Source organism: Cedecea selenatireducens (assembly GCF_042138895.1).
In the GTDB taxonomy this organism is placed as follows: domain Bacteria; phylum Pseudomonadota; class Gammaproteobacteria; order Enterobacterales; family Enterobacteriaceae; genus Cedecea; species Cedecea selenatireducens.
Genome location: NZ_JBHIKW010000002.1, coordinates 185107 through 209425, shown reverse-complemented (window position 1 = coordinate 209425; position 24319 = coordinate 185107). Strand labels below are relative to the sequence as shown.

The following is a 24319-nucleotide window of genomic DNA, read 5'->3' as shown; positions in this document are numbered from 1 at the left end:
CGGGGCTGGTTTAAGCGTCCAGTGCTACGTTCAGGGTGTGGCGAAGTTCGGTAATTTCTTCTGCAGCCAGCGCCAGGCCATGCTGCACGCGATTTTCCATATCGATGACGCTACAAACCAGAGGGCTCAACCCCGCCTGGCCGAGGCACCCTTTTAGGGTATGCAGCAGGGTGCTGGTTTTTGGCAGGGAGCCAAGGTTATGTTCGAGTTCACAAAGCAACAAATGCAGCGAGTGGCGTATTTTTTGGCGCATGGCCGCATCGTCCAGTGGAAGCAGCGCGTGCTCGACGCTGTGATCCTGCTCCTGGAGAGCGATATCGCGTTCCAACTGGTACTCCGAGGCAATGGAGATCCCATTGGCTAACTGATTGAGAGAGACGGGTTTGGTCAGATAATGCTGCATACCAGCCTCTTTGCAGCGGCTTATCTCCTCCGGGGCCGTATTCGCCGAGAGTGCCATAATCATGCACCGGGCGTCGTGATTCAGTGCGTCCCGTCGCCAGAGCCGGGCGCACGTCATGCCGTCCATCTCCGGCATACGAATATCCATCAACACCAGATCAAACCGCTGCTGCCGACCCAGCGCCAGCGCTTCTTCACCGCTCGCCGCGAGGGTAAATTCCTGGCCAAGAGAAGCCAGCATCATGCTAAAAATATCCCGATTGATAGCCGCGTCATCAACCAGCAATATATGTAACCTCCAGGGTTGTACCGGAAGCAGGTCGGCGCACTCACTCGCCACGCCAGAAAGCGCGTGGAGTACGGTCTCACGCAGCTTTCCGGGCAGAAAGCACAGATCATCGGCGTTAAATACGCTCTCTTGTCTGGCGATTTCGCACGTTAGCCCCCAGGTGCAGAGCTGGCGATGCAGAACCAGCGGTGCGGCAATCTCGCCCGACAGCGGTTCGGGAGGCTGATATTTGCCAAGCGGCAGCAACAGCGAGAGGCAAGTGCCAAATCCTGGCGTACTGCGTAACTCAAGCCATCCTCCCATCATTCTTGCGAGGGTCGAGGCAATCGTCAGGCCGAGCCCCGTTCCCTGACAGTGCCCCTGGCTCTGGAAAAAAGGCTCGAATACGGCTTTTTGATCGGCAAGGCTAATGCCTCGCCCGCTGTCGCTCACGGCGAAAATAAGAAAATCATCGCTACGTTTAACGCTAAGGCAAATCGCGCCCTTATCGGTAAATTTGAGGGCGTTGCCCAGCAGGTTGACCAGGATCTGCCGTAGGCGAGTCCCATCCACTTCGAATATTAACGGTACCCGGTGACCAACAAAGGTTTTCAGTGTTAACCCTTTGCTTTGCCCGGGGCCCTGGATGGTATGCATCGCCTGATCCAACAGCGGGAGTATCGCGGTGTCCTCGACGTGGAGCGAGAGCTGTCCGGATTCAATGCGTGAGAAGTCGAGCAGATTATTGATGATGCTGAGTAACGAAAGGGTGCACTGACTGGCCGTATTGGACAACTGCGACTGTTTTTCACTCATGGGAGTTAATTGCAGAAGTTCGAGAGCCCCCAGCACCCCGCTTAAAGGCGTTCGCAGTTCGTGGCTTATCGTCGTCAGATGACTACTTTTACGCTTATTGGCCTGCTCGGCGTGCTGCTTGGCGATCGTCAGTTCGCGGGTGCGTTCGGCGACGGTATTTTCGAGGTTGTCATACTGCTCGTGGAGGGTATCAAGCAGCAAATTATAGGCGCGGGCAATGCTTCCCAGCTCGTCGTGGCGGTTTTCCGGTAACCGGGCGGAGAGGGTGTCTGGCCCGGTTTTCTCAATGATGTTGACGAAGTCCCACAGCGGGCGGGCCAGATGGCGGTGAAGCAGCCAGAACAGCATCATCGCCAGCAGTAGCAGGGTCGTCAGGGCAAAAGGTAGCTGCTCCGCCACGATGTTAAGCGCACGTTTTAGCACCCCGCTGGTCGGGTACAGGATAATCTGCTGCCAGCCGGGGCCTTTAAGTTCGCTGCGAAGTACCAGATAGCCTGGGATCTGCTGCCATCCGTCGTGGAGAGGCAGGTTCAGCAACATTTTTTGTAGCGTTTCGCTGTTACTTTCCGCAAGGTCCGAGAAGGGCAGGATCTGATTGTGCTTATCAAGCCAGAGATTGATATCGCTGTCCGAGACGTTGTGGCCATAGGAAAGCAGGTCGTTAAGCTTAACCGCTAAACCAATCAGGATGTCATGAGAACCTGCTGCCGCGATAGAGACGCTCCAGCCGGTGCCGGGGATGTATTCTGGTTTACCCCAGAACAGGTTGTCGTGCGTGGCACGGCGTGGAAATTGCCACAGCTCGTTTTCCCGGCGAATAAAATAATCGGGCGAATGATCGAGCGGGGGCAAAAGAGAAATACCATAGCGTCGGTCAAGGATAAAACTATCAAGATAGTATGTCTGTCCTGCGGTGCCATAAACCTGAATGAAATTCAGATCCTGGGCCTGTTTGTCCTGCGGCGTACAGATGCTGGCATCGACGGGGAAATAGCGACCCTCGCTTTTTGCCACAGGATGCGTGCCCGTAGGGACATAGTGGTAGAGGCCATAGCTCTGGGCGAGCGCCAGCGCATCTCGCTCAGCACCTTCAAATCGATGGTTGCTTAGCCCCACCCGGAGGCGCGACATATGGGATAAATTTTCAATTATCCGTCGACGATTTTGATTTAGTGAAATATAGGTTGTGGTGAATATAATAATCAACCAAATGATTAGCAGGCCAACAGATATCAGTAGTGTTAATTTCCCCACCAGGGAGTGCTGATTTTTCATTATTGTTATCCTTAGGTGGTTTTATAATGCGTGACGTCATCAGGCTTAGTGATGTCAGAATACAAAATTATCGGCCTTATTCTCGATTCAGATAAAAAATCTAATTAATATAAAGCTTAATAAATGCCGCGAAAAACCATTGTATTAATTTGTAAGTGAGTATGATGGCAAGACGCTGAGGAAAAGATATCAGGTCTTTTACTGATGTACACCCAGGGGATCCTGAACGAATATGAACGCTATTCAGGAGGCCCTGACTATGTTTGATAAATTAAAAAAAATCCCTACGGTAGAGAACTTACGTATTTCATCTGATAGTGCAATCATGCTGATGAAATTAGATGGCAGAATGGCGCGTGGATATTTGTGTACGCTGTCTTTAGTTTTGGCTATTTTTATTGACAGTATCGATAATTTTCCTCTTGAAACCGTGAGGTATATCACTCTGTTACTTGCTGCCTGCCCGGAAATTCACGATTACGCCTTGCAGTTAATACCTGATGGAGGATGGTTGTGTTGTTATTATGACAAAAATATGTCAGCTGAAAAAATGGCCGTTGAAATTGAAAAGCATCTGGCTCTGACACGATATTTGGCAAACATCATTGTTAGTCAAAAAAACAGTAAGATGTGAGGCCAATATGAGAATAAAAAGAATGGTGGTATTTCCTGCGCTTTTTTTTTGTCTGTGTGCTCATGCGCAAACGCTCGCCTGGAAGGGGGCCGACTTTTCGCTGCGTGCCCGGAAAATCTCGTTGGCAGCGGTCTTGCAAAATTTAGCAGAGAACTATGACACGCCAGTGGTCATCGATCCGGCCATTGTGGAAACATTTAGCGGTGAAATCCCTCCAGCTTCTCCTGTTGCAATTCTGAATAGATTAACCACGCAATATAACCTGGTGACCTGGCTTGATGGCAATACGCTGTTTGTCTACCCCGCATCACGCGTGGCGCATCGCGTCATTACCCTAAACACGCTGCCTGCCAGCACCTTTATTCGTTATCTGCGTAAACGAGACGTGCCAGAAAAAAGTAGCTGCGAAGCCCGCACCATCCCGGGTGTTAATGCCATCGATATTAGCGGTGTCCCCGCCTGCACCGCGCGCATTACCCAGCTGGCGTCCATGCTGGATGGAGAGATGACCCACCGCCGGGATGATGCGGTCAGCCTTGTGGTGTACCCACTCAAATATGCCACCGCAGTGGATGACCATTACCAGTATCGCGATCAAAATGTCGTTGTCCCGGGGATTGTCAGCGTACTTCGCGATATGAGCCGAGGTAGTGCGCCGACCACGAGCAGCAGTTCTGCTGCGACGCAGGGATTACCGATGTTTTCTGCCGATCCGCGACAAAATGCCGTCATTGTGCGGGATCGCTCGGTCAATATGGCGGGTTACCGCAAACTCATCGGTGAGCTGGATAGAAGGCCTCAGATGATAGAAATCTCGGTCACGATTATTGATGTTGATGCCGGGGACGTCAGCCAGCTCGGTATTGACTGGAGCGCAGCGCTTTCTCTGGGCGGCGGTTCCATCTCCTTTAACGGCCCGGACAGTAGCGCCGGGGGGGGATTCTCCACCGTCATTAGCAACACGCCCAGCTTTATGGCGCGGCTGGTGGCGCTCGAGAAGAATTCCCACGCCTATATTTTGTCGCAACCGTCGGTGGTGACGCTCAATAACATTCAGGCGGTGCTGGATAAAAACATCACGTTTTACACCAAACTGCAGGGCGACAAAGTCGCAAAACTTGAATCCATCACCACGGGGTCGCTCCTCAGGGTCACCCCACGGCTGCTGGAGGAGCAGGGCAAGCAGAATATCATGCTGAGTCTCAATATCCAGGACGGGCAGCAAAACCCGCCGTTGAGTCAGGATGAACCTTTACCGGAAGTACAGAACTCAGAGATAGCCTCTCAGGCCACCCTCCATCCCGGGCAGAGTCTGCTGCTGGGGGGCTTTAAGCAGGATAAACAGATGCAGGCGCAGAACAAGATCCCGCTGCTTGGCGATATTCCGATTATTGGGCATTTGTTCCGCAACGATCTTAACCAGACCCATAGCGTTATCCGTCTGTTTCTCATCAAAGCCACCGTAGCCAATAGCGACAGCAGCCATGGATAGCGAGTGGAAAATCCGTTTACTCGGCGGGGTACTGCACGGCCGTGAAGTCTGGCTGGCGGATGGGCATCTTTCGGTCGGAGAGCGCGGCTGCGATCTCTGTATTCCGCTGTGCGGCGGCGACAGACTGGAATTCACCGCAACACCGGAAGGACTATTGATCAATACCGGGGGGGCTCCGGTGCGGGTCAATGGTCGGCGGCATCAGCCCGACAAGCCATTACCCGAAGAGGGCGTGGTGCATGCTCTGGGGCTGACGATGGCGTTTGGCCAGCACCACGCCAATTTATCTCGCTATCCGCTTCGTCGAACAAGTCCAGCCCTGCTCTGGGGGATGGTGCTTGCTTGCCTGATACTGATGGGGGCCACCGTATTGGTCCTGCTTTGTAGCGGGAACCCACCGCCGCCGCCGCCGATGACCTCCCGGGTGGCAGAACTGCTGCAGCAAAATGGGTTGACGCAGATCGCCGCAGCCTGGGAAAAGGATGGCACGCTTCGGCTCTCTGGCTACTGTGAAAAGAGCGACAGGCTGCAAAGCGTGCGCCTGAAGCTGGGCACATGGGGAGTGCTGTATCAGGACAATGTGGTGTGCACCGATCAGCTTATCAGGCAGGTGCGAGATGTCCTGACCCAGGCGGGGTATGACGAGGTAGAACTCACAAGCCACGCACCGGGCGAGATTAGCATTAACGCCGATATCATGATGGGCAAGCGCTGGGCGGGTATCCAGCAGCAGCTGACGACGATCCCCGGCCTGAAACATCTGCATATCGACAACCGTCATGAAACCCAAATCAACGCATTGATCGCCAGCCTGTTGCAGCAAAGGCTGGCGGAAAAAGTTAGCGTAACCTCAGTCGGTCAGGCGTTCGTTATCAGCGGCGTACTGAATATGAATGAGCAGCAATCTTTAAACCATCTGCTGGCGCAATTGCGCCAGCAATTCCCCGGGATTGCGATGAGCTACCAGAATGTGGCGTCGTCCGGGGAGGGCAGCCAGCGCTTCCCCTCACCGATTGCCGCTATTGTCCATGGTCAGCAGGGGATTTACCTGCTGTTGGAAGATGGCGAGCGCCTGAGGGCGGGGAGCCAGCTACCGCAGGGAGGCGAAGTCGTTGCCCTGACCGACGCGGCGGTGGCGCTCAGATTTCCTGACGCATTGATTAACTATTCTTTCAATTTTTGAGCCTATAACACGATGCCAACGCTGACTTATTTAGAAGATAGTGTGCGCGATTCGATTAATCAGGCGCAGGACAGATTAAAAATATTGCAGGCAGCAAAAATAAGATTGCTGCACTCGATGAAAGGACCGGCCACCCAGGAACAATATCAGCAGTTCACCTTATTGTTGGAAGCGGTGATTCAGGCCGAAGATATTATCAAGGTGATCGCATATCGCTATCACAATCAACCTGTAAAACCTGATGATGAAAACTAATATTGCGGCTGAACAAAGAAGAATGGAGCGTGAATATTCCCGACTGTGTCAGTGCTATTCAAACTTCACCAGGCTGAAGCTGGCGATGGCTGAACTCGTGGCGCGTGCCGCAACTGACCCTGCCGCCGCGAAAAAGCTTAATGACCTGCAGGCTCTGATGCCTCAGGGTATTGCGGGGCTGGAACGTCAGGCCGGGAAGGATATGCAAGCGTTGAACGTTGCCCTAAAGCAACTGCAATCGCGACTTAAAAATATGGTTAATAACCAATAATGCTACTGAGGTGAAAATATGAGTGGAAATCTATCAGTAGGTCATCGTTTTGACTTTAACACCCCGGGTTTAACAACGTCGAATATCAAGTTGGGCGCAGGCGATGATAATACCGTTGCGGATGATCAGGATATTAATAATCCATTCGCCTACGGTTTTTCGGTTCTTGATAATTTGCAATTGGTTTTGCAAAAAATTGCCAATGCACTTTTTGGCAAAATAAATACCAGCACCGATCGTGCACGCAATACACAGGATATGTCTAATCGAATGGATGAGGTTATTGCTGACGCCGCAAAAGGTGATGATAAAACGCGTAAACCGGTACCCGATGAGGTCGTCAAATATATGCGCGATAACGGCATTCTCGTCGATGGTATGTCGATTGATGATTACATCAGTAAGCATGGTGGTACAGATGGCCTGGATAAGGGCTCGCTGCAGGCGGTCAAAGCGGCTCTTGATAACAGTGCGAACCGCGATACCGACCTGATGACTCAGGGGCAACTCAGCATTCAGAAAATGACCCAGGAGATCAATGCGGTTGTCACTCAGATGACCGGATTACTCAGCAAATGGGGGGATTTACTCAGCATGATTGCACAGAAGATGTACTGATGATGAAAACGGACGGTCGGGATTCAGAAATCGTGCTGCGTTTTTTTCAACAGGGCGGCGCGTTGCGGATGCTTTTTGCTACGGATATCAGTGCTGATTTGGATGTTTTGCAGCGTTATGCGCGGCAATTGGCAAACGCAGGGGAATACGGTGCAGCAGCCCGGATCTTTAAGGTACTGACCATCTATGACGCGTGGTCTTTTGAGTACTGGTTTGAACTGGGCGCCTGTTGCCGGGCCGATGCTGCCTGGAGTGATGCCATCTACGCCTATGGGCGTGCCGCGAAAATAAGAGTATCGGAGGCGCAGGTACCCTGCGACGCCGGGGAGTGTTATCTCGCCTGCGGCAATTTACCGCAGGCGGCCAAAGCCTTTCGGGCAGCGTTGCTGGTATGCGGCGTAGAGCATCAGGGAGATAACCATGAGAACAAAGATGTGGCGGATATACGCCGACGTGCGCGCGCGGGCCTGAGCAAAACAGGAGAAGATCATGAGTCGGATGCAAATTAACGGTGCTCCAACCGCCAGCGATGAGGTTTTCCATCGACCTCTCACCGCTCGGGTACAGACCCCCCACATCACCAGCGGGGCATTAGGCGAACACCTCCACGCGCTGGCGCTGTTTGCTGACGAAGATAAGGGCGTGAAACGCTGGGGAGGCGTGAGCCTGCAGGAGGCGGATAACGCTCTACGCACGCTCATGGGCGCTCACTCTGAAGGTGCGAAACGCCCTACGGTGCGCGACGTGCTGGAAATGGACCCGATGATGTTATCCATGATGATGACGCAGCTAGTGTTGAAAGTTTCTGGTAACAACGCCAATGCTCTGTGCCAGCAGCTGGAACGTGCAACTGAGGTTCAGGCAGCACTGCGTAATAAGCAGGTTGCGGAATATCAGGAACAAATCAATAAAGCGATTGAGCAGGCCGACCAGGCGCGGAAAGCCGGGATCTTCAGCGCGGTTTTTGACTGGATAATCAGCGGCGTTGAGGCCGTGGTCGGCGTACTGAAGATGGTTGAAGGCGTTTTAACGGCCGATCCGCTGGCGATTGCCGATGGTGCGGCATATTTCTCGGCAGGGGTGGCCGGAATGGTTAAAGCGGGCGCAGAGACCGCGCTGCTGCTGGGGGCCGATAAGTCGGTTTGCAACGACATCATCAATGCGGCAGGGACGGTGCAAACCGCCTGTGAAGGCGTGGCGCTGGCGCTGGATATTATGCAGATCGGCCGCGGTATTAGCGCCGCTCGCGCTATCACCAAAGCCACAGAAGAGGTGCTGGACTCGGGGGTGGGTAAAGCTCTCATCGATGCCGTTGCCAAAGGCGCAGAGAGTGAACTGAAGACACTGGCGGAGAAAGCGGGGCAGGAAGTCAGCCGGGTGATGGGCAAAGACTTTGGCATGGCGCTTGAGCGCGAGATGGTTGAGGTTGGCGATATGGCGATAGAAGCCGCAGCTCATGAGCTGGAGGCAGAATCGAACATGGTACGCGGCATCAGTAAAAGTTTTACCCGCGAAGGCGTTGCGAAGCTTGTGGAAACGGCTATCGAAGGCGCCGGTAAGGATCTGCTGAAAAAAAGCGAAGAGGTGGTGGCGAAGAAACTTCGCGACGCCATTTTGCAAAAGCTCCGCCGCAGCATTGTAAAAACCGTTATTAGCGATTGTACCCACAAAGCCCTGCTTATCACACGGGCTACGGCCGGCGGGGCAAATCGTATTTCGGCATCCATCGTGGCCGCCACCAGCGCAAAACTGCAAAGAGATATTGAACGGCTGATTGTGCAGCAGGGCTATATCGATTTTATGCAGAACTGGACGGAAGACCGCAAGAAAACGCAGCAAAAGCGGCTCAATGAAGCGTATCAGGATGGCGCCAACGCGCTGAGAATTGCCTCAGAAATTATCGATAACAGCGGCACGGTGTTGGCAAATATTGCCGGACAACGGGCCTGAGGAGGAGAGATGGCCAGAGCAGTTATTTCTGAAAATTCAATGGTGTTTCTGGATGTTAGCCCGACCATTGAGGAGACCGGGAACCCTGCAAATCGGACGTTATCTGTTAACGACAGCGTTAACGTTCAGGGCAGTGGTAAAGGAACGCTCGATGCGAACGATTTTTTCGCTATGTTCGATGAAATCTGGAGCAAGCTGCTGATGCTTGCGAAGCAACTGCGCGACACGATGCAGTTCTATAACCAAAAGAAACAGGAGCTGAGCTGGGGGCTTGAGATCAACACCCTGCAGCAAAGTGTTAAAGCCATCGACGATAGCTATGGTGCCGCTAAGGCCGGGGCGATTGGCGGAATGTTTGCCGGGGTGCTGACGGTCGGCGGAGCCTTTTTCGGCGAGGCCGGGATGACGGTAGGCAACGCCATGGGGCAGGTGGCCAACGGTATTGGTAGCTGGGCCTCGGGAAGTGAAACCCGCAAAGCGGATGCGGAAAAAGCCATTGCCGAGCTGCAGAACAAAGGGGCGCAGTCGTATGCCAAAACGCTGGACGACACGTTAATGAAGGCCCGCGAAATTATGCAGCAAATGATGGAGATGGGCCGCAATCTCGTCGAGGTGTTTAGTCAGGTCCTGCGCGCGATTTCGCGCTAAATGCCGGAGGATATCGTATGGACGAAATAGCGCGACTGCTGCGTAAGGAGGGACTGGTTCCGCGTTCTGCCTGTTTGCCCGGCTGCGGGTTGCTGCTTGGGCAACAGGTGGAGCGGTATCCCTACCGTCTCGTCTACCGTATCGATGAAGATAACCTGATCTTGTGCAGTTTTCATCGCGTACCGGACAGCCAGCCCCAGCCTTCATCGCTGGTGGCGCTATGGAGGATCCTCCGCTGTCTGTTTCAACAAGTCTCGTGGCTGCGTGCCGTCAGAATGCTGGTGATAACCGATGTGTGGGATCGCCTGCTGGCGATGCAGCGCCATCAACTGGTGCGGCTGTTGTACAAGCTAGGGGCGGTCATGGTGTTTCACAACGGCGAGAATTGGCTGGAAATAACCGCCGATACGCTACGTAACCATAGAAAGCGACGTTCATCCCACTACTGAATGAGCTGGAGAAGAATATGGAACCGACATCTCTTGAGCAGACGCTGTGGCACGACCCGGTTATCAAAAAGGCGCTGGAACTCTCCCCGGATGAGGTTTATGCCAGAGGTTATGCCGCCTGGCAGCAGCGGGATTACGATCGTGCGCTGGTGGATTTTTCCTGGATGGTGATGACTCAGCCCTGGAGCTGGCGCGCGCATATCGCGCTTGCTGGCGTGTTGATGATGCAAAAGGAATACGTGCTGGCGATGAACTACTACGGCTACGCGCTGATGCTGGACGCCTGCCATCCCGAGCCGGTGTATCAGATAGCGGTCTGTCTGAAAGCGATGGGTGAATTTTCTGAAGCCAGAGTCGCGCTGCAGACCGCGTTGACGATGAGCTACGAAGATCCTTCTTATAGCACGGTGCGCGCCAATGCAGAGCAGATGCTGAGTCAGCTTCTGGCGTAGCGTACCCGGATGAATCGACGGGGAACAACATGCTAAGAGTAGATAACTATTCCCGCTTGCCTTCACTGACAAGCGCTTACAGTGACGATTCCGAGGGCCATGATGCCGACGTTACCCGCCCTGTGTTGCTTCCGCCAGGTGCTACGCGACCGGTTCTCGCGACGCCGCTGAGTGAGGAAAGCCAACTGAAGCGACAGGCTTATACCGGATATTTTATTCAACACCTGGTGCGTTTTACCATGTCCAGCGTCTCATTCGGGCTGTCGTTAGCGGCGGCGGTGCTGTCCGGCGGCGCCGGGATCCCTCTTGCCGTCGTGGCCGGTACCGCCATGCTTGTTGCAGCAGGGGATGCCTGTTGCGCGCTGTATAACCTGATTCAGGTGCGTAACGACCGCGAACCGCTGAAAACGGGAAATGATTCTATCGTGTTAGCGACGAAGATGCTGATGACAACCTGCGGTATGAGCGACTCACATGCGGAAACCGTCGGTGACGTCGCTTCCTGTGCATTCCGCATTGGCATTGCGCTCTCCTCTGTCTTTTTAGCATCCGCACATCTGCCGGGAAGCACCGCCCATACGCTCTCCAGTATTTCGTCGGGTATCACGGCGGTGCTTACCGTCGCAGGCGGTGGGATTGACATTTACACAGCACGGGTTGAGCGCATGCAGGGCAGTATTACCCCATCAGCCAAACCTGCGCCCGCCGTACTTGAGGCCGACGAAAAGAGCACTACACCCAGTCAGGAAGAGCTCCAGAGAATGGTTGATTCAGTGGTTGCCTGCTATGAACGTTATCGGGCGCAGCGGCACGCAACCACGGTCATCCCGGCATGGTAGATATTGGTCGTATTGGTCATGGCGTGGAGGTCAGTGCTGAAGTGCGGCAGATGGTGCGGGAAATGGTCGAGGGGTTGACGGTTCCGGTTTTACCCGCTCCGCAGCATGATGCCGCGAATAAGGAGGCTGAAGACGCCTGCAAACAGGGGCAGAAGAGTATGCTCGCCAGACTGACTGAACGGGCGGCAGACATGATCCCCGCAAGCTTTTTCAGCTGGCAGAGCGTGGTGCTGGGAGGGCAGATTTTGTGCTGTGGTACGGGGATCGTGCTGGCGGTATTCAGCGGTGGCTCGGCACCGCTGCTGCTGCTCGCCGGGTTTGGCCTGGCCATTGCCATTGCCGACATTGCCTGCCTGATTTATCACTACAAACATGGCTTGCCGATGGGGCACGACAGCATCGCCAACGCGGTGAACCTCATTGCGCACCGTTTTTATGACGCGAGCAAGAGCCAGAGTATTGCCGGAATGGTGTCTCTGGGGTCACGTGCATTACTCACGGCGGCGGTCGTCGGTCAGCCGTTTATGATGACTTCCGTCGGCCTGAGCTTCCCGGTCTTTTGCCCGGTGAGCAATGCCGCCTGGGGAACGCTGGCATTTTTGCGCTTCGGGGCAGCAGGCTGTCCGGTAACCGGACAGCAGGTGAGCGTACCCTTTTTCCGCCTACTGGCTCGTCTGTTTCCGCCAACGGATAACCCTGCAAAATCTGCCGTCACTTTCAGGCCATCACCTGATAGGTAACTGCACCACGGCGGTCATAATTGAACGCGTAAAGGCTCGCGTAATCGGAGGTAGCAATGAACGTTGAGCAGCTTGTTGACAGCTTATCGCGCCTGGCACATCAGGCCGGGCAGGCGATTGAGGACAAAATGAACGGCCAGGACATCTCAAATCCGGAAGCCATGCTCAAAGCCCAGTTTGCCGTACAGCAGTACTCCACTTTTATTAACTACGAGAGTGCGATGATCAAAACTATCAAAGATATGCTCAGTGGCATTATCACCAAAATATGATGCTGACAGAGAAGGAGAGGCGGCTGGTGGTCGAGGCGGCCTTTGCCGGGATAAACCACGGTCTGCAACGACAAGTCCATGCCATTCTGCCAGCGCTACCTTTGCTGGTTGAGAACACCAGCCTGCAGGCGTTATGCCGCGCGGTGCTGCTGGCCGGTTTGAACGAGTCCGCCCTGGCACGCCAGGCGCTTGCAGACGTTGCCCTTCCAGAAGCTGAAACAGTGAAAACCTGGCTTAAATAATCTTAACAGGAGTGACTGATGAGTGCGATTAACAGCGTAACCGCGATGGACGTTGCCACCATGGCCGCAGCGCCATCAGCAACTGTCGTACCCGCGCCGGATGGCGAGCAAATAGCCGCCTTCAATAAATTACTCTTTGCCGGTACGCCGCAGGGGGATGTAGGCAGTCTGACACCCTCTCAGATGCTTGTGCAGCAGGCCACGACGCTCGGGGCTACCGTGGGCGTGGACCTGGGCGCTAAGGTGGCTGGTGCAGTTTCCCAGTCAGTTAATAAACTGGCTAATATGACATGAAGTATCTGCGTCTGGCTCTGATCCTCGGGCTGGCGTTACTGCTGACGGGCTGCCGCGTTGAGCTCTACAGCGCGCTGCCCGAGGACGATGCCAATCAGATGCTGGCGATCCTGATGCAGCACAATATCGATGCCGATAAGCAGCCCAAGGCCGGGGGCGTTACGCTGCGGGTGGAACAATCGCAGTTTATCAACGCTGTTGAACTGCTGCGTCTGAACGGTTTTCCACGGCGCAGCTACGTTTCTGCGGAAACCATGTTTCCCCCAAATCAACTGGTGGTATCGCCCGCAGAGGAGCAGCAAAAAATTGTTTTCCTCAACGAGCAGAGAATTGAGCGGATGCTGAGTCAGATGGACGGGGTGATCCACGCTGATGTGACCATTGCTTATGGTCGTGCGAATGACGACGGGTCCGTTGGACCGGCTTCCGTGGCGGTATTTATCAAGTATTCACCGCAGGTCAATCTTGAAGCTTTCCGGGTGCAGATAAGCAACCTGGTTGAAAAGTCTATCCCCGGCGTGCAGAAAGAGCATATTGGCATTCTGATGCAGCCAGCCGAATTTCGTATGCTGAGCGTGGCTAACATGCCAACGGCCACCCCGTGGAGGGCAATCGCGTGGATAAATCTACATCGCTGGGCTTTGATGCCTCCGTTGCTGCTGGCAATGCTGCTGCTGATTTCTCTGATGTTGATAGTCTGGCGCAAAAGAGGCTAGCCCCCCGGATCCCCGATGAAGCCCTGTTACGGATGCATCGTTATCTGTGGACACCCGCGCGCTACGCCCACTCTCGTTGGCTGACACGGCTTGGCTTTGCCCCTGCGGCGAAGTGGCGCTACGGGGCCAACCCACCGCTCGACCGGTGTCTGAATCAGGCACTGCAGGTACGCAGAGGAACGCCGCGTCTTCCTGTCACGCTTAGCCTCCGGCAGCAGCGCATGGTTCAGCTTGCTCCTCGTCTTCAGGCATTTGCGCTGGCAACGGGACTGCTGGTACTCGGCTGCAACGACTATTTTCTGCTACCGGACTACCGGCGGGCGCTATTACACCTGCTTGATGACGTGCTTATCTGGCAACTGTTCGGACTTTGCCAGGGAAACCACCGTGCCCTATTTTCGCCGACACAAACGGTTGAAATTGCATTGCAGTTGGGTACTGCCGTACTGACCCGCGCCGCACAAAACGATCCTGTGCTGTATGCGCTGCTGATTACGCTTGCGCCCTGTGAACGTGCGTTATGGTTGCCGGTACCGGCGCTGGCGATGAATTTACTGGAGCGAACGCTATGTGCCGACTTCCGCTGATTGAACTTGCTGCGCCACTGCCGGGCGGGCGCATTATCCCGGCAGTACAGTTAACGGCGCTGCTGCAACAGGCCGCCTGCATACGTCGTGCGGACCTTGAGGCAAAAGGGATAGTCAATGCGGCCCGGCGCAAAGCCGAGGGCCTCATTCAGCAAGCGAAGAAAAACTGCCGCGAAATGGAGGCCTCCAGGCAGCGTGAGTTCAGCGCATTGCAACGCGATACGCTCAGGCGCCTGGAATCCCGCTGGCTGCGAAAGCACGTCTTTCGCCTGTTGGGTGATGAAGCCCAGGAGCAGGCGCTGGTCAGCGCGGTATCGGGCCGCATCCATCACTGTCTTGAGCAGGTATTAAGCGCCTGGTTCGAACAGCAACCCCCGGATAAAACGCTGTGCGCCCGGCTCGCTTTGCAGGCAGAACAGATGGCGAATGAGGGGGTGTTGACCCTGCAGTGCCATCCTGACCTTCAGCAGAGCATGCGGGAGGCGTTCGGCTCGCGCTTTGTGCTGCTTGCGGCCCCTGAGCTACCCCGGGACAGCGTGGTTTTAGCGTCGTCACAGCTGTCGGTGGCGTTCTCGCTCGAAGGCCATTTTCAACAATTGTTGCAATGGCTGCGCCCGGGTTGCCCAGAGACAGGAGAGCAGGATGAAAGTCTCTGAGACGACCGCACTACAGAATCATGACGCCAGCCTGCGTGAGCCGCAGGTGCCGGTGGAAGATGCACCATCACCGATGGCGCAGGCGCTTATTGAGCTTGAAGAAACCTCCGGCAGCGCGCTAATAGAAACGCTCGAAGACATGGGAATGGCGCTGAGCGGACGGCTCAAAGATTTACAGCAAGCAGATCTCAAAGAACGGCTTGATCAACGACAGCAGGCCTTGTTGCGGATGGTACAGCGGATGCAGGAGCAGGCGGGCGGTATCCCCGCTCAACTGACGCAACCACATTCCGGTTCGCCCCTCGGTCAACAGCTGTTGGGCGTTGCGGCGTTACTGCTCGCTGAAAAACCAAATAGCAAAAGACGTAAAGCGCTGAGCGACAAGCTTGCTGAACTGATGAGCGAGCAGGGTTGGGAAATATCGCTGTTTGGCATGCTGGAGCTGGGACAGGTGAGCAAAGGCGCGCTGGCGCAAATCAATCGTCTATTCCAGCAGGCAATGGACGAGGAGGTTGCCTCATTAGCCGAGTGGTTTCAGCGCATCATGGACTGGCCGGACCGTCGCCAGCGGCTGAGGGTGCTGCTGCGCATGATGGCCTTTGAGCTTTCCGCCTGTGTTGTCGGTTCCCAACAACAGCGGCTGGCGGGGGTGCTGGTACGCCTGCGCCGATTATTGCTGTTTTTAGGGCTTGAGCAGGAGTGCTTGCGAACCGAATCCGCGTGCGAGATGGCTTCAGGAACGCTGCTTCCGTTGCTTATCGAGATGATCAATGAAAGCTGGCTGTTTGATGAATGGCTCGCGCCACGCCTGGCGCAGCGGGCCGCGTCTGCGCGTTTATACAACCGACTTTTACAACATCTGGATGCGCTGTTCTCGCTGATGCCCGAACCCTGTTTTAACGATGACGATCAGCGTGAACAAATTCTCGCCGTACTGCGCAGTATGAAGGGAGATCGGGCTATCACCTGATTACCTGCGCGCGCCTTATCTGGAACTCTGTAGCCCTACGCAAGCAGGAGGTCGTATGGCGTTAGACCGAGTGACAGAGCTTAATATTCTGCTGTTTATGCAGCTAGCCGAACTGCCCGCGCAGCCAGCCGCCGCTGGGATGTACTGGCAGGGCGAGCGGTTTCAAACCTGGCTTAGCTGGCAGGATGACCGACTCCAGATTAGCCAGTGTATGCCGCTGGCTCCCTATGATGACAACCTGCTGTTACTGGCGCTTCAGCGCTGGAAGCCCGCTGACTTTGCCGGAATTCCACAGCGTATTTTTCAGCTGCGCAGTTGCCTGGCGATGAACTGTTGTCCGGCAGTCGATAGTGCGGCGGAACTGTGGCTGCGGGTGCATCACCGGCAGCAAGCTTTTCTGGAGTCGCTATGCAAATCTTAATGATGAAAAGCATGAGTATGCGAGGTCTACAGAAGGGGCTCGCCGCCTGCGCCGGCCGTCAGGACATTATTCTGGCCGTGGTGCTGCTGATTGCTATCGTGATGATGATCCTGCCGTTACCGACGTTCATGGTGGATATTCTGATCGCTGTTAACATCGCGTTTTCGGTCATTTTGCTGCTGATTGCAATCTACATCAATGACCCGCTGGAACTGTCGGTTTTCCCTTCTTTGCTGCTGATTACCACTCTGTACCGGCTGTCATTGACCATCAGCACTTCGCGATTGGTTTTGCTGCAGCACGATGCGGGCAACATTGTGGACGCCTTCGGCCATTTTGTGGTGGGGGGCAACCTGACGGTGGGGCTGGTGATTTTTACGATAATCACCATCATCCAGTTTATCGTCATCACGAAAGGGACCGAGCGCGTGGCCGAAGTCAGCGCCCGCTTCTCGCTCGACGGTATGCCTGGAAAGCAAATGAGCATTGATGGTGATCTGCGGGCCGGAGTGATTGACGCGGTTCAGGCGCGGCACCTTCGCCAGCAGGTTCAGCAGGAGAGCCGCTTTCTTGGCGCCATGGATGGAGCCATGAAGTTTGTTAAAGGCGATGCGATCGCCGGAATTATTGTGGTTCTGGTCAATATTATCGGTGGCATCATCATCGCCGTGGTGCAGTACGACATGCCGCTGGGTGATGCGGTACAAACCTACAGCGTGTTATCGATTGGCGATGGGCTGTGCGGACAGATCCCTTCACTGCTTATCTCACTGAGCGCCGGAATTATCGTCACCCGCGTGCCAGGGGAGAAGAAACAGAATCTTGCCAGTGAATTAACCACCCAGCTTGGTCGACAGCCGCAGGCGCTGATGTTGACGGCCGCGGTCCTGATATTATTCGCCCTGATCCCCGGCTTTCCCTTTCTGGACTTTTTTGTCCTGGCGGCGTTCACCGCGCTGCCGTTCTTTTTATTCTGGCGTCGCTCCAGGCACCCACAACACGATATACCGCAGACGGGAGAGATGAGTGAAGACCGGATGCAGCCTGGTGCCATGCCGTTAACGCTGCACGTGATGCCATCGCTCAATACCGGCACGCTGGCCCGGGATATTGATGCCTTACGTTGGATGCTTTTCGAAGAGTACGGTGTGCCGCTGCCGGAAATCATTATCAGGCCAGATAGCAGGGACTACGTGCAGGGGATGTCGGTGCTGATTTACCAGGAGCCGGTCTTTTCATGCGCCATCCCCGAGAACGCATATCTGCTACTGGAGCCAGATAAACAGCCGGGGTGCGAAGTACAACCGCTGCCGGACGGGATGGGAAGTATCGGCTGGCTGGCAGCGGAGGCCGGAAAAAAAGCGCAGAGCATGGGGCTAGCGGTTGCCGAGGGAACCCAGCGCATCACGGCATTGCTCCGCCAGGTCCTGTTACGTCACATGGCGGAGTTTATCGGGGTGCAGGAGGCCCGATATCTGATGGATGCCATGGAGAAGCGCTATTCTGAGCTGGTTAAAGAGCTGCAGCGGCAGCTGCCGATAAGCAAGATTACGGAAACCCTCCAGAGGCTGGTGGCGGAAAGTATTTCGATCCGTGATTTACGCACGGTCTTTGGCACCCTGATTGAATGGGCGCCGCGTGAGAAAGATGTGCTGATGCTGACCGAATATGTGCGCATGTCGCTGCGTCGGCATATTTTGCACCGGCTACAACCGAACGGTGAGGCGCTGCGCGTCCTGCGAGTGGGGGAAGGAATCGAAAACCTGATCCGCGAGTCTATCCGTCAGACCTCGATGGGGACCTATGCGGCCCTGAGCCTTGGGCAAAGTTCGCGCATTCTGAGCTTAATTCAGGAGGCACTGGCAGAGCACGGTGAGTTGAACATTGTTACCTCCGTCGATGCTCGCCGCTTTCTGCGCAAAATAACGGAAACGGGGCTGTTTAATGTTCCCGTACTCTCCTGGCAGGAGCTGGGAGAAAACTGTTCGGTACAGGTTGTGCACAGTATCGATCTCACACCACAGGAGCTTGCCGGTGACGATGATTAAAGCCGAGGTGCAGGCCGCCATTGAAAAATCGCTGACGCCACTGCGGGACGTACCACAAGGTTATCTGAAAACCGGGCGCTTATTGCACGTTGGCGCGACGCTGCTCAACGCATATCTGCCAGGCGTTTTTATGGGTGAGGTGTGTTGCGTGTTGCCAGAAGGTGCGCTGGCGGAGGTTGTTGGTATCGACGGCGCGACGGCGCAGCTTTCACCTTTTGCCACTACCACAGGCCTGTACTGTGGACAGAAGGTGCGATCCCTGGGGCGGCGACATCGTGTTCCGGTGGGGGAAGATCTCTTAGGGCGAGTGCTGGACGGTATGGGATTACCTCTTGATGATGGCCCCGCCCCGCAGGGGCCCTGGAGAGATTACGATGCACCGCCACCTTCGCCGCTGCTGCGCCAGCTGATTGAGAGGCCGATGCTTACGGGGATCCACGCCATCGACGGGCTTTTGACCTGTGGTGAAGGACAGCGTATGGGGATTTTTGCAGCGGCGGGGGTGGGGAAAAGCACCCTGATGTCGATGCTGTGCCGCAGCCCGGATAGCGACATCAACGTGCTGGTGCTTATCGGTGAGCGTGGTCGAGAAGTGCGTGAATTCATTGAGCAAACGCTGGGTGAAGAGACACGACGGCGCTGCGTGATGGTGGTTTCAACGTCCGACCGGCCCGCGCTTGAACGCATGAGGGCGCTATGGGTGGCGACCACCATCGCCGAAGCGTTTCGCGATCGCGGCAAGCGCGTACTGCTGTTTGCCGATTCCTTAACCCGCTACGCCCGCGCCGCCCGCGAGATAGCGCTCGCCGGTGGCGAAGTTGCAGTTTCCGGCAGCTATCCTCCCAGCGTTTTTGCGGCATTACCACGGCTGCTCGAACGGGCGGGTAAGGGCACCCTCGGCAGCATTACCGCGTTTTACACCGTACTGGTGGAAAGCGACGACATGAACGAACCGTTGGCCGATGAAGTGAGATCGTTACTCGACGGCCACATCGTACTGTCACGCCGCCTGGCAGAAGCGGCCCACTTTCCTGCCATTGACGTGTTAGCCAGCCTTAGCCGCCTGATGCCGATGGTGGCCAGCGGTGAACACCGGGCGTTGGCGAACGCGATCCGGCAGTTGCTGTCGGTGTATCGCGACGTGGAGCTTCTGGTGCGGATAGGTGAGTTCGTGCGCGGAGAAGATCCTCGTGCCGACCGGGCGGTAGACCGCTATTCCGACATTTGTCATTTCCTGCAACAACAGAGTAATGAACCATGCAATCTCGACGAACTGCTGGCGCAAATGCGTTTTTTGACGGACATCTGATGCTGAATTGTTTACTCAGGATCAAGGACCGTGGCGAGGATCGCCTGCGACGGCAAATGACGGAGTTAACGCTGCAGCTTCAGCAAACGGAGCAGTTGGATTTTCAGTGCCAGAGCCGTCGTAAAGACCTGGCGCAGGCGCTCAATCAGCTCCTTCTTTGGTCCGGTACGTCGCCCTCACGCGAACTGATGGCGCAGAAACAGGCCATGAATCATTTATTTCATGAGGAATACGGCCTGGCGCAGCAGCAGCGATTGCTTGCGGACGCGCAAAAACGGTTGCAGGAGCAGCTTAGCAAGCTGCAGCGAGAGCTGGTGAGCGTGATGAAGAAAAAAGAAAAACTGAGGAGTCTGCTGAGCGATGAACGTTAACCGAACGGAAGGTTGCCTCTGGCATACCTGGCTGACTGAACAGGAGAAACGGCCATCTACTGAAACCACCCGATTTATTCAGCTGATGGTGCAGGTGGTGGAAATGCCTGACGGCAGAGAGGGAAAGTCTGCGCTGAGGCAGCAAAAACAACGCTTTCGGCTGGTGAACGGTTCATTAGCGGGGGTGATTTGCGAGATGGAAACGCGGGAAGGTAAAACCTTTTTTACGGTTCTGGTGCCCCGGCGCGATTTATGCCGTCAGCTGAAGCACTTTTCTGCCTGGCTGAATGCCGGGCTGCTGGCGGCCGGGCACAACGTTGCGCTGGAGGTGGTGTATGACGCTGATCTCTTTTGAGGAGAGCAACCTTGCCGGGATGTTGCAAACGGAAGGGATTGAGCTTGGGGCGCTCCATGTTGCGGCGCAGCGCTGGACTGACAGCCCGCAGGGGAGACTGTTTTCAGTCACTGCCGAAGATACGCCGTGCGGCATCTGGTTAGCCGAAAGCGACTGGCAGCGGTGGTGTGAAGGGACCCTGGGGACCGCTTCAGCGCAAGAAGTCGACGCCCAACTGCTGGCGGGAGTTGCGCAATGGGGACTATCGCCGCTGTTGCAGGCAAGCGGCGCGATATTACACAACGGGCCGGGAGAACCGCGCCGCTGTAGCATGCTCAACCAGTACGTTGCGCTGGTATTTGCCTGGCAGATTGACGGCTACGCGTTCCGCTGTGTGCTGTTTGGCTGGCCCACCACCTGGTTTCGCACCATTGCCCGGCAGGTAAGCCCCGGTGTCCGGCCAGTGCGTTTATTGCCGCCGGTGGCGTTCGCCTGTTACGTCGGCTGGTGTCAGGCCTCGATGCACGAGATGGCAAGCATTGGCCCGGGTACAGGGTTGCGGATGAGCCCTTTTGGCCGTCCGCGCGAGGGTGAATTGGTTGTACTACTGGCGACGGGAAGTGCAGCGCGTATCCGAATCGAAGAGGGGGGAGACGTGGAAATTGAAGCATTGGTCAATGATATGGAAAGCTTGTTGGCCGAGGACAGCGATCGTGCGGGTCCTGCCTCGCCCTTGTCGTATCACCTTGACGCCCTGCCGCAAAAGCTGCTGGTAGAGGTAGGTCAAATTGATATCGCCCTTGGCACGCTGCGGACATTACGCGAAGGGGACCTTATTGCGACCGAAGCCAGGCTCTCACCCGACGTGAAGCTAAGACTCAATGGCCGCGTGATAGGCGAGGGTGAACTCATCGCCTGCGGGGAGAGTTTTCTGGTGCGAGTCACCCAATGGTTTGTGCATCCGTCTGACGCTCAGAGCATTGGGGAGGATACGGTGAATACCTGATAGAGGGCGCGACATGGCGTGGCTATAACTGATTTATCGCCGTATAAACAGGACAGACCATGCCTTTACCTGACTCTCCCTGGCAGCTGATAGCGCTGCTGTTTTTACTCTCTCTGCTACCGCTTGCCATCGTGATGGGGACCTCGTTCCTGAAGCTGGCGGTGGTGTTTTCGATTTTACGTAATGCGCTGGGTATTCAGCAGGTGCCGCCCAATATGGCGCTCTATGGCCTGGCGCTGGTACTCTCGCTCTTTATCATGGCGCCGACGGTGATGGCGGTAAAAGCCGAGTGGCATCCGGCGAAAGAAGAGGCGACCTTACCCTGGTTACAGGGCTGGGACAGCCATGCGCTTGGCCCCTACCGTCAGTTTCTGCAAAAAAATTCCGATGAAAAAGAGGCTCATTATTTTCGTCATCTGATAGCCAGCACCTGGCCGGAAGAGGCCCGGCGTCGCGTGAAGCCGGATTCACTGTTGATCCTGCTGCCCGCCTTTACCGTCAGCCAGCTGTCGCAGGCGTTTCGCATCGGTCTGCTTATCTATCTGCCATTTCTGGCCATCGATCTGCTGGTATCCAACGTCCTGTTGGCGATGGGGATGATGATGATGTCACCGATGACCATCTCTTTGCCGTTCAAATTATTGATTTTTCTGTTAGCTGGCGGCTGGGACCTGATCCTTTCTCAACTGGTGCAGAGCTTTAGATGACGGATGCCAACCTAACTCATTTCGTTACAGAGCTGCTGTGGCTGGTGCTCATGACCTCATTGCCGGTGGTGCTGGTCGCATCGGTCGTCGGGATTGCGGTGAGTCTCCTTCAGGCGCTGACCCAGATTCAGGATCAGACGCTGCAGTTCATGATCAAGCTGCTTGCCGTGGCGTTGGTTATTATGGCGACCTATCACTGGCTGGGGGGGCTACTTCTGGCCTATACCCGTCAGGTGTTTTTGCAGATGGGTATGCACGGGTGACGCTCTCACTCAGTGACGGGCTGGTCACCGTGGCGCTGGCGATGATGAGACCGCTTGGGCTAACGCTGCTTTTTCCGCTGTTGCAGACCGGTAACCTCGGCTCGACGCTAATCCGCAACGGGGTGCTGCTGGCGATAGTACTGCCGGTACTACCGGTTTTTTATACCCAACCGGTGATTCACCAGGGATGGTCCTGGCTGAGGGTGATCCCGGGCGAACTGGTCATTGGTTTGATGCTGGGATTTTGCGCCGCGATCCCTTTCTGGGCCGTGGACATGGCGGGATTCCTGATTGACACCCTACGCGGTGCCACCATGGGAACCGTGTTCAACCCGGCGATGTCGGTACAGACATCGATTTTCGGCCTGCTGTTTAGCCAGTTTCTGTGTGCGCTTTTCTTTATTACCGGGGGATTCAGTCAACTCCTGACGGCGTTATACGGTTCTTACCACTATTTACCTCCCGGCAAGGCGCTGGCTTTCAATGTACCATTTTTACACTTTTTGCTGGCGCAGTGGCGCGTGTTGTACCAGCTGTGTCTGAGCTTTTCTTTGCCTGCGGTGCTCTGCATGATGCTTGCGGACCTCGCGCTCGGATTGCTCAATCGGTCCGCTCAGCAGCTCAACGTGTTCTTCTTATCCATGCCGGTGAAAAGTGCGCTGGCGCTCTTGCTATTACTGCTCTCCTTGCCGTACGCCTTCCACCACTATCAGCTTGAGAGTGAAACGCTTTACCGGCATGTGAGCCAGTGGTTAGCCAGCCATGAGTGAAAAAACCGAACAGCCTACCGAGAAAAAGAAGCGCGATAGCCGCCAGGAAGGACAGGTTATCAAAAGTCTGGAGATAACCTCCGGCATCCAGCTGCTCGCTATACTGGCTTTTTTTCATTTTTTTGCCGATGAGGTCGTGCACCAGATTGCTGAGCTGATGTTGCTGGCTTCACGACTCATCAATCAACCCTTTGACTATGCCTTAAGCCTGTTGACGCAGGCATTGCTGCGTGCAGGAGGCGAATTTTTTGCCTTGTTCGGCGGTATGCTGGCGGCGGCAACTATCGCAAGTCTGGTTGCGCAGGTCGGTTTTATGCTTGCCACGAAGGCGGTTGGCGTCAAAGGCGACAAAATTAACCCAGTCAATAATTTTAAACAGATTTTTTCCGTGCACAGTCTGGTGGAGTTGTTTAAGTCCTGTCTGAAAGTCCTTTTATTGTGTCTGATTTTCATCTCTCTTTTCCTCTATTTTTCGACAACGTTTCAGGCACTGCCGTACTGTGACGCGAGCTGCGCGATCCCACTTTTCACGATTATGATCCGCTGGATATGGTATGCATTGCTGATGTCTTACGTGGTGCTGGGCGTTGTTGATTATGCCTTCCAGACGCACAACACGATGAAACAGCAGCGAATGAGTAAGGAGGATGTCAAACAGGAGACTAAAGATATTGAAGGCGATCCGCAGGTTAAAAAACGGCGGCGTGAAGTACAACGCGAAATGCAAAGCGGCAGTTTAGCGCAGAACGTGAAGCAATCTGCGGTGGTTATTCGCAACCCTACGCATATCGCCATTTGCCTGGGCTACGATCCTGTCGACACGCCGATCCCAACGGTGTTCGAAAAAGGCGTAGAGGCGAGGGCAGAACATATTGTCGCTCTCGCCATCAGGGAGTCTGTTCCTGTGGTGGAGAATATTGAGTTGGCGCGCCAGCTATTTTTTAGCGTCAAAGCGGGTGAGGTGATTCCTGAATCCCTGTTTGAACCCGTTGCTGCTTTGCTGCGTATGGTACTGGAGCTCGATTACGACGCTCATGTGTAACGGAATATCACTGTGGCCT

The 24319-nt window shown here is 55.2% G+C and carries 31 protein-coding genes; 30 read left to right on the top strand and 1 reads right to left on the bottom strand.

All coding sequences use genetic code 11. From position 1 onward, the window contains the following. Positions 1 to 10: 10 nt before the first annotated feature. A complete protein-coding gene (locus ACE38U_RS03860) occupies positions 11 to 2761 on the bottom strand; it encodes a two component system sensor kinase (RefSeq protein ID WP_375529201.1) in 2751 nt (916 codons plus the stop codon). Between the two features lie 259 nt (positions 2762 to 3020). On the opposite strand from ACE38U_RS03860, the gene ACE38U_RS03855 reads away from it, so the two are divergent. The 30 genes from ACE38U_RS03855 to ACE38U_RS03710 are packed head-to-tail and all read left to right on the top strand — an operon-like array spanning position 3021 to position 24300. Next, a complete protein-coding gene (locus ACE38U_RS03855; RefSeq protein ID WP_038483291.1) occupies positions 3021 to 3395 on the top strand; it encodes a pathogenicity island protein in 375 nt (124 codons plus the stop codon). A 7-nt stretch (positions 3396 to 3402) separates the two neighbouring features. Then, positions 3403 to 4887, top strand: coding sequence for an EscC/YscC/HrcC family type III secretion system outer membrane ring protein (locus tag ACE38U_RS03850; protein ID WP_038480568.1), 1485 nt, complete (start codon positions 3403 to 3405; stop codon positions 4885 to 4887). After that, positions 4880 to 6070 carry a type III secretion system inner membrane ring subunit SctD gene (gene sctD, locus ACE38U_RS03845; protein WP_176982640.1) on the top strand — a complete coding sequence of 397 codons (1191 nt, stop codon included), beginning with the start codon at positions 4880 to 4882 and terminating at the stop codon, positions 6068 to 6070. The genes ACE38U_RS03850 and sctD overlap by 8 nt, the downstream gene beginning before the upstream one ends. A 12-nt stretch (positions 6071 to 6082) precedes the next feature. Beyond that, the gene (locus ACE38U_RS03840; protein ID WP_038480573.1) at positions 6083 to 6325 is read left to right on the top strand and encodes an EscE/YscE/SsaE family type III secretion system needle protein co-chaperone; all 243 of its coding nucleotides are present in this window, start codon (positions 6083 to 6085) and stop codon (positions 6323 to 6325) included. Beyond that, the gene (locus tag ACE38U_RS03835) at positions 6312 to 6596 is read left to right on the top strand and encodes a hypothetical protein (protein WP_038480576.1); all 285 of its coding nucleotides are present in this window, start codon (positions 6312 to 6314) and stop codon (positions 6594 to 6596) included. The genes ACE38U_RS03840 and ACE38U_RS03835 overlap by 14 nt, the downstream gene beginning before the upstream one ends. A gap of 18 nt (positions 6597 to 6614) precedes the next feature. Then, positions 6615 to 7214: a type III secretion system translocon protein SseB gene (gene sseB / locus ACE38U_RS03830; RefSeq protein WP_006820335.1), complete on the top strand. Its 600-nt coding sequence runs from the start codon at positions 6615 to 6617 to the stop codon at positions 7212 to 7214. Next, positions 7214 to 7723: a CesD/SycD/LcrH family type III secretion system chaperone SscA gene (sscA, locus tag ACE38U_RS03825; protein WP_038480581.1), complete on the top strand. Its 510-nt coding sequence runs from the start codon at positions 7214 to 7216 to the stop codon at positions 7721 to 7723. The genes sseB and sscA overlap by 1 nt, the downstream gene beginning before the upstream one ends. Continuing rightward, the gene (gene sctE / locus ACE38U_RS03820) at positions 7704 to 9164 is read left to right on the top strand and encodes a type III secretion system translocon subunit SseC family protein (protein WP_235212884.1); all 1461 of its coding nucleotides are present in this window, start codon (positions 7704 to 7706) and stop codon (positions 9162 to 9164) included. Before sscA ends, sctE begins: the two co-directional genes overlap by 20 nt. Positions 9165 to 9173: 9 nt before the next feature. After that, positions 9174 to 9812, top strand: coding sequence for a type III secretion system translocon protein SseD (gene sseD, locus ACE38U_RS03815; RefSeq protein WP_235212885.1), 639 nt, complete (start codon positions 9174 to 9176; stop codon positions 9810 to 9812). Positions 9813 to 9829: 17 nt separating this feature from the next. Continuing rightward, positions 9830 to 10261, top strand: coding sequence for a type III secretion system effector protein SseE (gene sseE, locus ACE38U_RS03810; protein WP_375529200.1), 432 nt, complete (start codon positions 9830 to 9832; stop codon positions 10259 to 10261). Positions 10262 to 10278: 17 nt separating this feature from the next. Beyond that, positions 10279 to 10713: a SycD/LcrH family type III secretion system chaperone gene (locus ACE38U_RS03805; protein ID WP_052049021.1), complete on the top strand. Its 435-nt coding sequence runs from the start codon at positions 10279 to 10281 to the stop codon at positions 10711 to 10713. A gap of 29 nt (positions 10714 to 10742) precedes the next feature. Beyond that, entirely contained in the window at positions 10743 to 11552 is an 810-nt protein-coding gene (locus ACE38U_RS03800; RefSeq protein WP_038480590.1) for a hypothetical protein, read from the top strand. Then, on the top strand, positions 11546 to 12292 hold the full coding sequence (locus ACE38U_RS03795; RefSeq protein WP_375529199.1) for a pathogenicity island 2 effector protein SseG: 747 nt from the start codon (positions 11546 to 11548) through the stop codon (positions 12290 to 12292). The genes ACE38U_RS03800 and ACE38U_RS03795 overlap by 7 nt, the downstream gene beginning before the upstream one ends. A gap of 56 nt (positions 12293 to 12348) precedes the next feature. Beyond that, entirely contained in the window at positions 12349 to 12564 is a 216-nt protein-coding gene (gene sctF, locus ACE38U_RS03790; protein ID WP_006820327.1) for a type III secretion system needle filament subunit SctF, read from the top strand. 26 nt (positions 12565 to 12590) lie between these two features. After that, a complete protein-coding gene (locus ACE38U_RS03785; protein ID WP_235212886.1) occupies positions 12591 to 12806 on the top strand; it encodes an EscG/YscG/SsaH family type III secretion system needle protein co-chaperone in 216 nt (71 codons plus the stop codon). Positions 12807 to 12824: 18 nt separating this feature from the next. Then, a complete protein-coding gene (sctI, locus tag ACE38U_RS03780; RefSeq protein WP_038480599.1) occupies positions 12825 to 13100 on the top strand; it encodes a type III secretion system inner rod subunit SctI in 276 nt (91 codons plus the stop codon). Continuing rightward, a complete protein-coding gene (gene ssaJ / locus ACE38U_RS03775) occupies positions 13097 to 13816 on the top strand; it encodes an EscJ/YscJ/HrcJ family type III secretion inner membrane ring protein SsaJ (RefSeq protein WP_038480603.1) in 720 nt (239 codons plus the stop codon). The genes sctI and ssaJ overlap by 4 nt, the downstream gene beginning before the upstream one ends. Continuing rightward, positions 13717 to 14403 carry a type III secretion system domain-containing protein gene (locus ACE38U_RS03770; RefSeq protein ID WP_375529198.1) on the top strand — a complete coding sequence of 229 codons (687 nt, stop codon included), beginning with the start codon at positions 13717 to 13719 and terminating at the stop codon, positions 14401 to 14403. The genes ssaJ and ACE38U_RS03770 overlap by 100 nt, the downstream gene beginning before the upstream one ends. Further along, positions 14385 to 15059, top strand: coding sequence for a type III secretion system stator protein SctL (gene sctL, locus ACE38U_RS03765; protein ID WP_176982644.1), 675 nt, complete (start codon positions 14385 to 14387; stop codon positions 15057 to 15059). The genes ACE38U_RS03770 and sctL overlap by 19 nt, the downstream gene beginning before the upstream one ends. Further along, the gene (locus tag ACE38U_RS03760; RefSeq protein WP_375529197.1) at positions 15046 to 16029 is read left to right on the top strand and encodes a TyeA family type III secretion system gatekeeper subunit; all 984 of its coding nucleotides are present in this window, start codon (positions 15046 to 15048) and stop codon (positions 16027 to 16029) included. The genes sctL and ACE38U_RS03760 overlap by 14 nt, the downstream gene beginning before the upstream one ends. A gap of 55 nt (positions 16030 to 16084) precedes the next feature. Beyond that, positions 16085 to 16450 (top strand): type III secretion system protein SsaM, encoded by a 366-nt coding sequence (locus tag ACE38U_RS03755; RefSeq protein WP_375529196.1) that lies wholly within the window; start codon positions 16085 to 16087, stop codon positions 16448 to 16450. Next, the gene (locus tag ACE38U_RS03750) at positions 16438 to 18498 is read left to right on the top strand and encodes an EscV/YscV/HrcV family type III secretion system export apparatus protein (protein ID WP_304515776.1); all 2061 of its coding nucleotides are present in this window, start codon (positions 16438 to 16440) and stop codon (positions 18496 to 18498) included. Before ACE38U_RS03755 ends, ACE38U_RS03750 begins: the two co-directional genes overlap by 13 nt. Continuing rightward, a complete protein-coding gene (locus tag ACE38U_RS03745) occupies positions 18494 to 19807 on the top strand; it encodes an EscN/YscN/HrcN family type III secretion system ATPase (protein WP_370527402.1) in 1314 nt (437 codons plus the stop codon). The genes ACE38U_RS03750 and ACE38U_RS03745 overlap by 5 nt, the downstream gene beginning before the upstream one ends. Next, positions 19807 to 20178, top strand: coding sequence for a hypothetical protein (locus ACE38U_RS03740; protein ID WP_375529195.1), 372 nt, complete (start codon positions 19807 to 19809; stop codon positions 20176 to 20178). Before ACE38U_RS03745 ends, ACE38U_RS03740 begins: the two co-directional genes overlap by 1 nt. Continuing rightward, complete coding sequence (locus ACE38U_RS03735) at positions 20168 to 20533, top strand: Secretion system apparatus protein ssaP (protein WP_176982646.1); 366 nt, start codon at positions 20168 to 20170, stop codon at positions 20531 to 20533. Before ACE38U_RS03740 ends, ACE38U_RS03735 begins: the two co-directional genes overlap by 11 nt. Further along, the gene (locus ACE38U_RS03730; RefSeq protein WP_038480625.1) at positions 20514 to 21518 is read left to right on the top strand and encodes a YscQ/HrcQ family type III secretion apparatus protein; all 1005 of its coding nucleotides are present in this window, start codon (positions 20514 to 20516) and stop codon (positions 21516 to 21518) included. The genes ACE38U_RS03735 and ACE38U_RS03730 overlap by 20 nt, the downstream gene beginning before the upstream one ends. Before the next feature lie 59 nt (positions 21519 to 21577). Beyond that, positions 21578 to 22225: a type III secretion system export apparatus subunit SctR gene (gene sctR, locus ACE38U_RS03725; RefSeq protein WP_038480628.1), complete on the top strand. Its 648-nt coding sequence runs from the start codon at positions 21578 to 21580 to the stop codon at positions 22223 to 22225. Beyond that, positions 22222 to 22488, top strand: coding sequence for an EscS/YscS/HrcS family type III secretion system export apparatus protein (locus ACE38U_RS03720; RefSeq protein ID WP_038480631.1), 267 nt, complete (start codon positions 22222 to 22224; stop codon positions 22486 to 22488). The genes sctR and ACE38U_RS03720 overlap by 4 nt, the downstream gene beginning before the upstream one ends. Further along, entirely contained in the window at positions 22485 to 23258 is a 774-nt protein-coding gene (locus ACE38U_RS03715; protein WP_006820312.1) for an EscT/YscT/HrcT family type III secretion system export apparatus protein, read from the top strand. The genes ACE38U_RS03720 and ACE38U_RS03715 overlap by 4 nt, the downstream gene beginning before the upstream one ends. Next, positions 23251 to 24300, top strand: coding sequence for an EscU/YscU/HrcU family type III secretion system export apparatus switch protein (locus tag ACE38U_RS03710; RefSeq protein ID WP_375529194.1), 1050 nt, complete (start codon positions 23251 to 23253; stop codon positions 24298 to 24300). Before ACE38U_RS03715 ends, ACE38U_RS03710 begins: the two co-directional genes overlap by 8 nt. The last annotated feature ends 19 nt before the right edge of the window (positions 24301 to 24319 follow it).

What these genes read in the sequence shown, in the direction of transcription:
- ACE38U_RS03860 (WP_375529201.1), bottom strand. Translation starts at nt 2,761, where the DNA reads ATGAAAAATCAGCACTCCCTGGTGGGGAAATTAACACTACTGATATCT.
- ACE38U_RS03855 (WP_038483291.1), top strand. Translation starts at nt 3,021, where the DNA reads ATGTTTGATAAATTAAAAAAAATCCCTACGGTAGAGAACTTACGTATT.
- ACE38U_RS03850 (WP_038480568.1), top strand. Translation starts at nt 3,403, where the DNA reads ATGAGAATAAAAAGAATGGTGGTATTTCCTGCGCTTTTTTTTTGTCTG.
- sctD (WP_176982640.1), top strand. Translation starts at nt 4,880, where the DNA reads ATGGATAGCGAGTGGAAAATCCGTTTACTCGGCGGGGTACTGCACGGC.
- ACE38U_RS03840 (WP_038480573.1), top strand. Translation starts at nt 6,083, where the DNA reads ATGCCAACGCTGACTTATTTAGAAGATAGTGTGCGCGATTCGATTAAT.
- ACE38U_RS03835 (WP_038480576.1), top strand. Translation starts at nt 6,312, where the DNA reads ATGATGAAAACTAATATTGCGGCTGAACAAAGAAGAATGGAGCGTGAA.
- sseB (WP_006820335.1), top strand. Translation starts at nt 6,615, where the DNA reads ATGAGTGGAAATCTATCAGTAGGTCATCGTTTTGACTTTAACACCCCG.
- sscA (WP_038480581.1), top strand. Translation starts at nt 7,214, where the DNA reads ATGATGAAAACGGACGGTCGGGATTCAGAAATCGTGCTGCGTTTTTTT.
- sctE (WP_235212884.1), top strand. Translation starts at nt 7,704, where the DNA reads ATGAGTCGGATGCAAATTAACGGTGCTCCAACCGCCAGCGATGAGGTT.
- sseD (WP_235212885.1), top strand. Translation starts at nt 9,174, where the DNA reads ATGGCCAGAGCAGTTATTTCTGAAAATTCAATGGTGTTTCTGGATGTT.
- sseE (WP_375529200.1), top strand. Translation starts at nt 9,830, where the DNA reads ATGGACGAAATAGCGCGACTGCTGCGTAAGGAGGGACTGGTTCCGCGT.
- ACE38U_RS03805 (WP_052049021.1), top strand. Translation starts at nt 10,279, where the DNA reads ATGGAACCGACATCTCTTGAGCAGACGCTGTGGCACGACCCGGTTATC.
- ACE38U_RS03800 (WP_038480590.1), top strand. Translation starts at nt 10,743, where the DNA reads ATGCTAAGAGTAGATAACTATTCCCGCTTGCCTTCACTGACAAGCGCT.
- ACE38U_RS03795 (WP_375529199.1), top strand. Translation starts at nt 11,546, where the DNA reads ATGGTAGATATTGGTCGTATTGGTCATGGCGTGGAGGTCAGTGCTGAA.
- sctF (WP_006820327.1), top strand. Translation starts at nt 12,349, where the DNA reads ATGAACGTTGAGCAGCTTGTTGACAGCTTATCGCGCCTGGCACATCAG.
- sctI (WP_038480599.1), top strand. Translation starts at nt 12,825, where the DNA reads ATGAGTGCGATTAACAGCGTAACCGCGATGGACGTTGCCACCATGGCC.
- ssaJ (WP_038480603.1), top strand. Translation starts at nt 13,097, where the DNA reads ATGAAGTATCTGCGTCTGGCTCTGATCCTCGGGCTGGCGTTACTGCTG.
- sctL (WP_176982644.1), top strand. Translation starts at nt 14,385, where the DNA reads ATGTGCCGACTTCCGCTGATTGAACTTGCTGCGCCACTGCCGGGCGGG.
- ACE38U_RS03760 (WP_375529197.1), top strand. Translation starts at nt 15,046, where the DNA reads ATGAAAGTCTCTGAGACGACCGCACTACAGAATCATGACGCCAGCCTG.
- ACE38U_RS03755 (WP_375529196.1), top strand. Translation starts at nt 16,085, where the DNA reads ATGGCGTTAGACCGAGTGACAGAGCTTAATATTCTGCTGTTTATGCAG.
- ACE38U_RS03750 (WP_304515776.1), top strand. Translation starts at nt 16,438, where the DNA reads ATGCAAATCTTAATGATGAAAAGCATGAGTATGCGAGGTCTACAGAAG.
- ACE38U_RS03740 (WP_375529195.1), top strand. Translation starts at nt 19,807, where the DNA reads ATGCTGAATTGTTTACTCAGGATCAAGGACCGTGGCGAGGATCGCCTG.
- ACE38U_RS03735 (WP_176982646.1), top strand. Translation starts at nt 20,168, where the DNA reads ATGAACGTTAACCGAACGGAAGGTTGCCTCTGGCATACCTGGCTGACT.
- ACE38U_RS03730 (WP_038480625.1), top strand. Translation starts at nt 20,514, where the DNA reads ATGACGCTGATCTCTTTTGAGGAGAGCAACCTTGCCGGGATGTTGCAA.
- sctR (WP_038480628.1), top strand. Translation starts at nt 21,578, where the DNA reads ATGCCTTTACCTGACTCTCCCTGGCAGCTGATAGCGCTGCTGTTTTTA.
- ACE38U_RS03720 (WP_038480631.1), top strand. Translation starts at nt 22,222, where the DNA reads ATGACGGATGCCAACCTAACTCATTTCGTTACAGAGCTGCTGTGGCTG.
- ACE38U_RS03710 (WP_375529194.1), top strand. Translation starts at nt 23,251, where the DNA reads ATGAGTGAAAAAACCGAACAGCCTACCGAGAAAAAGAAGCGCGATAGC.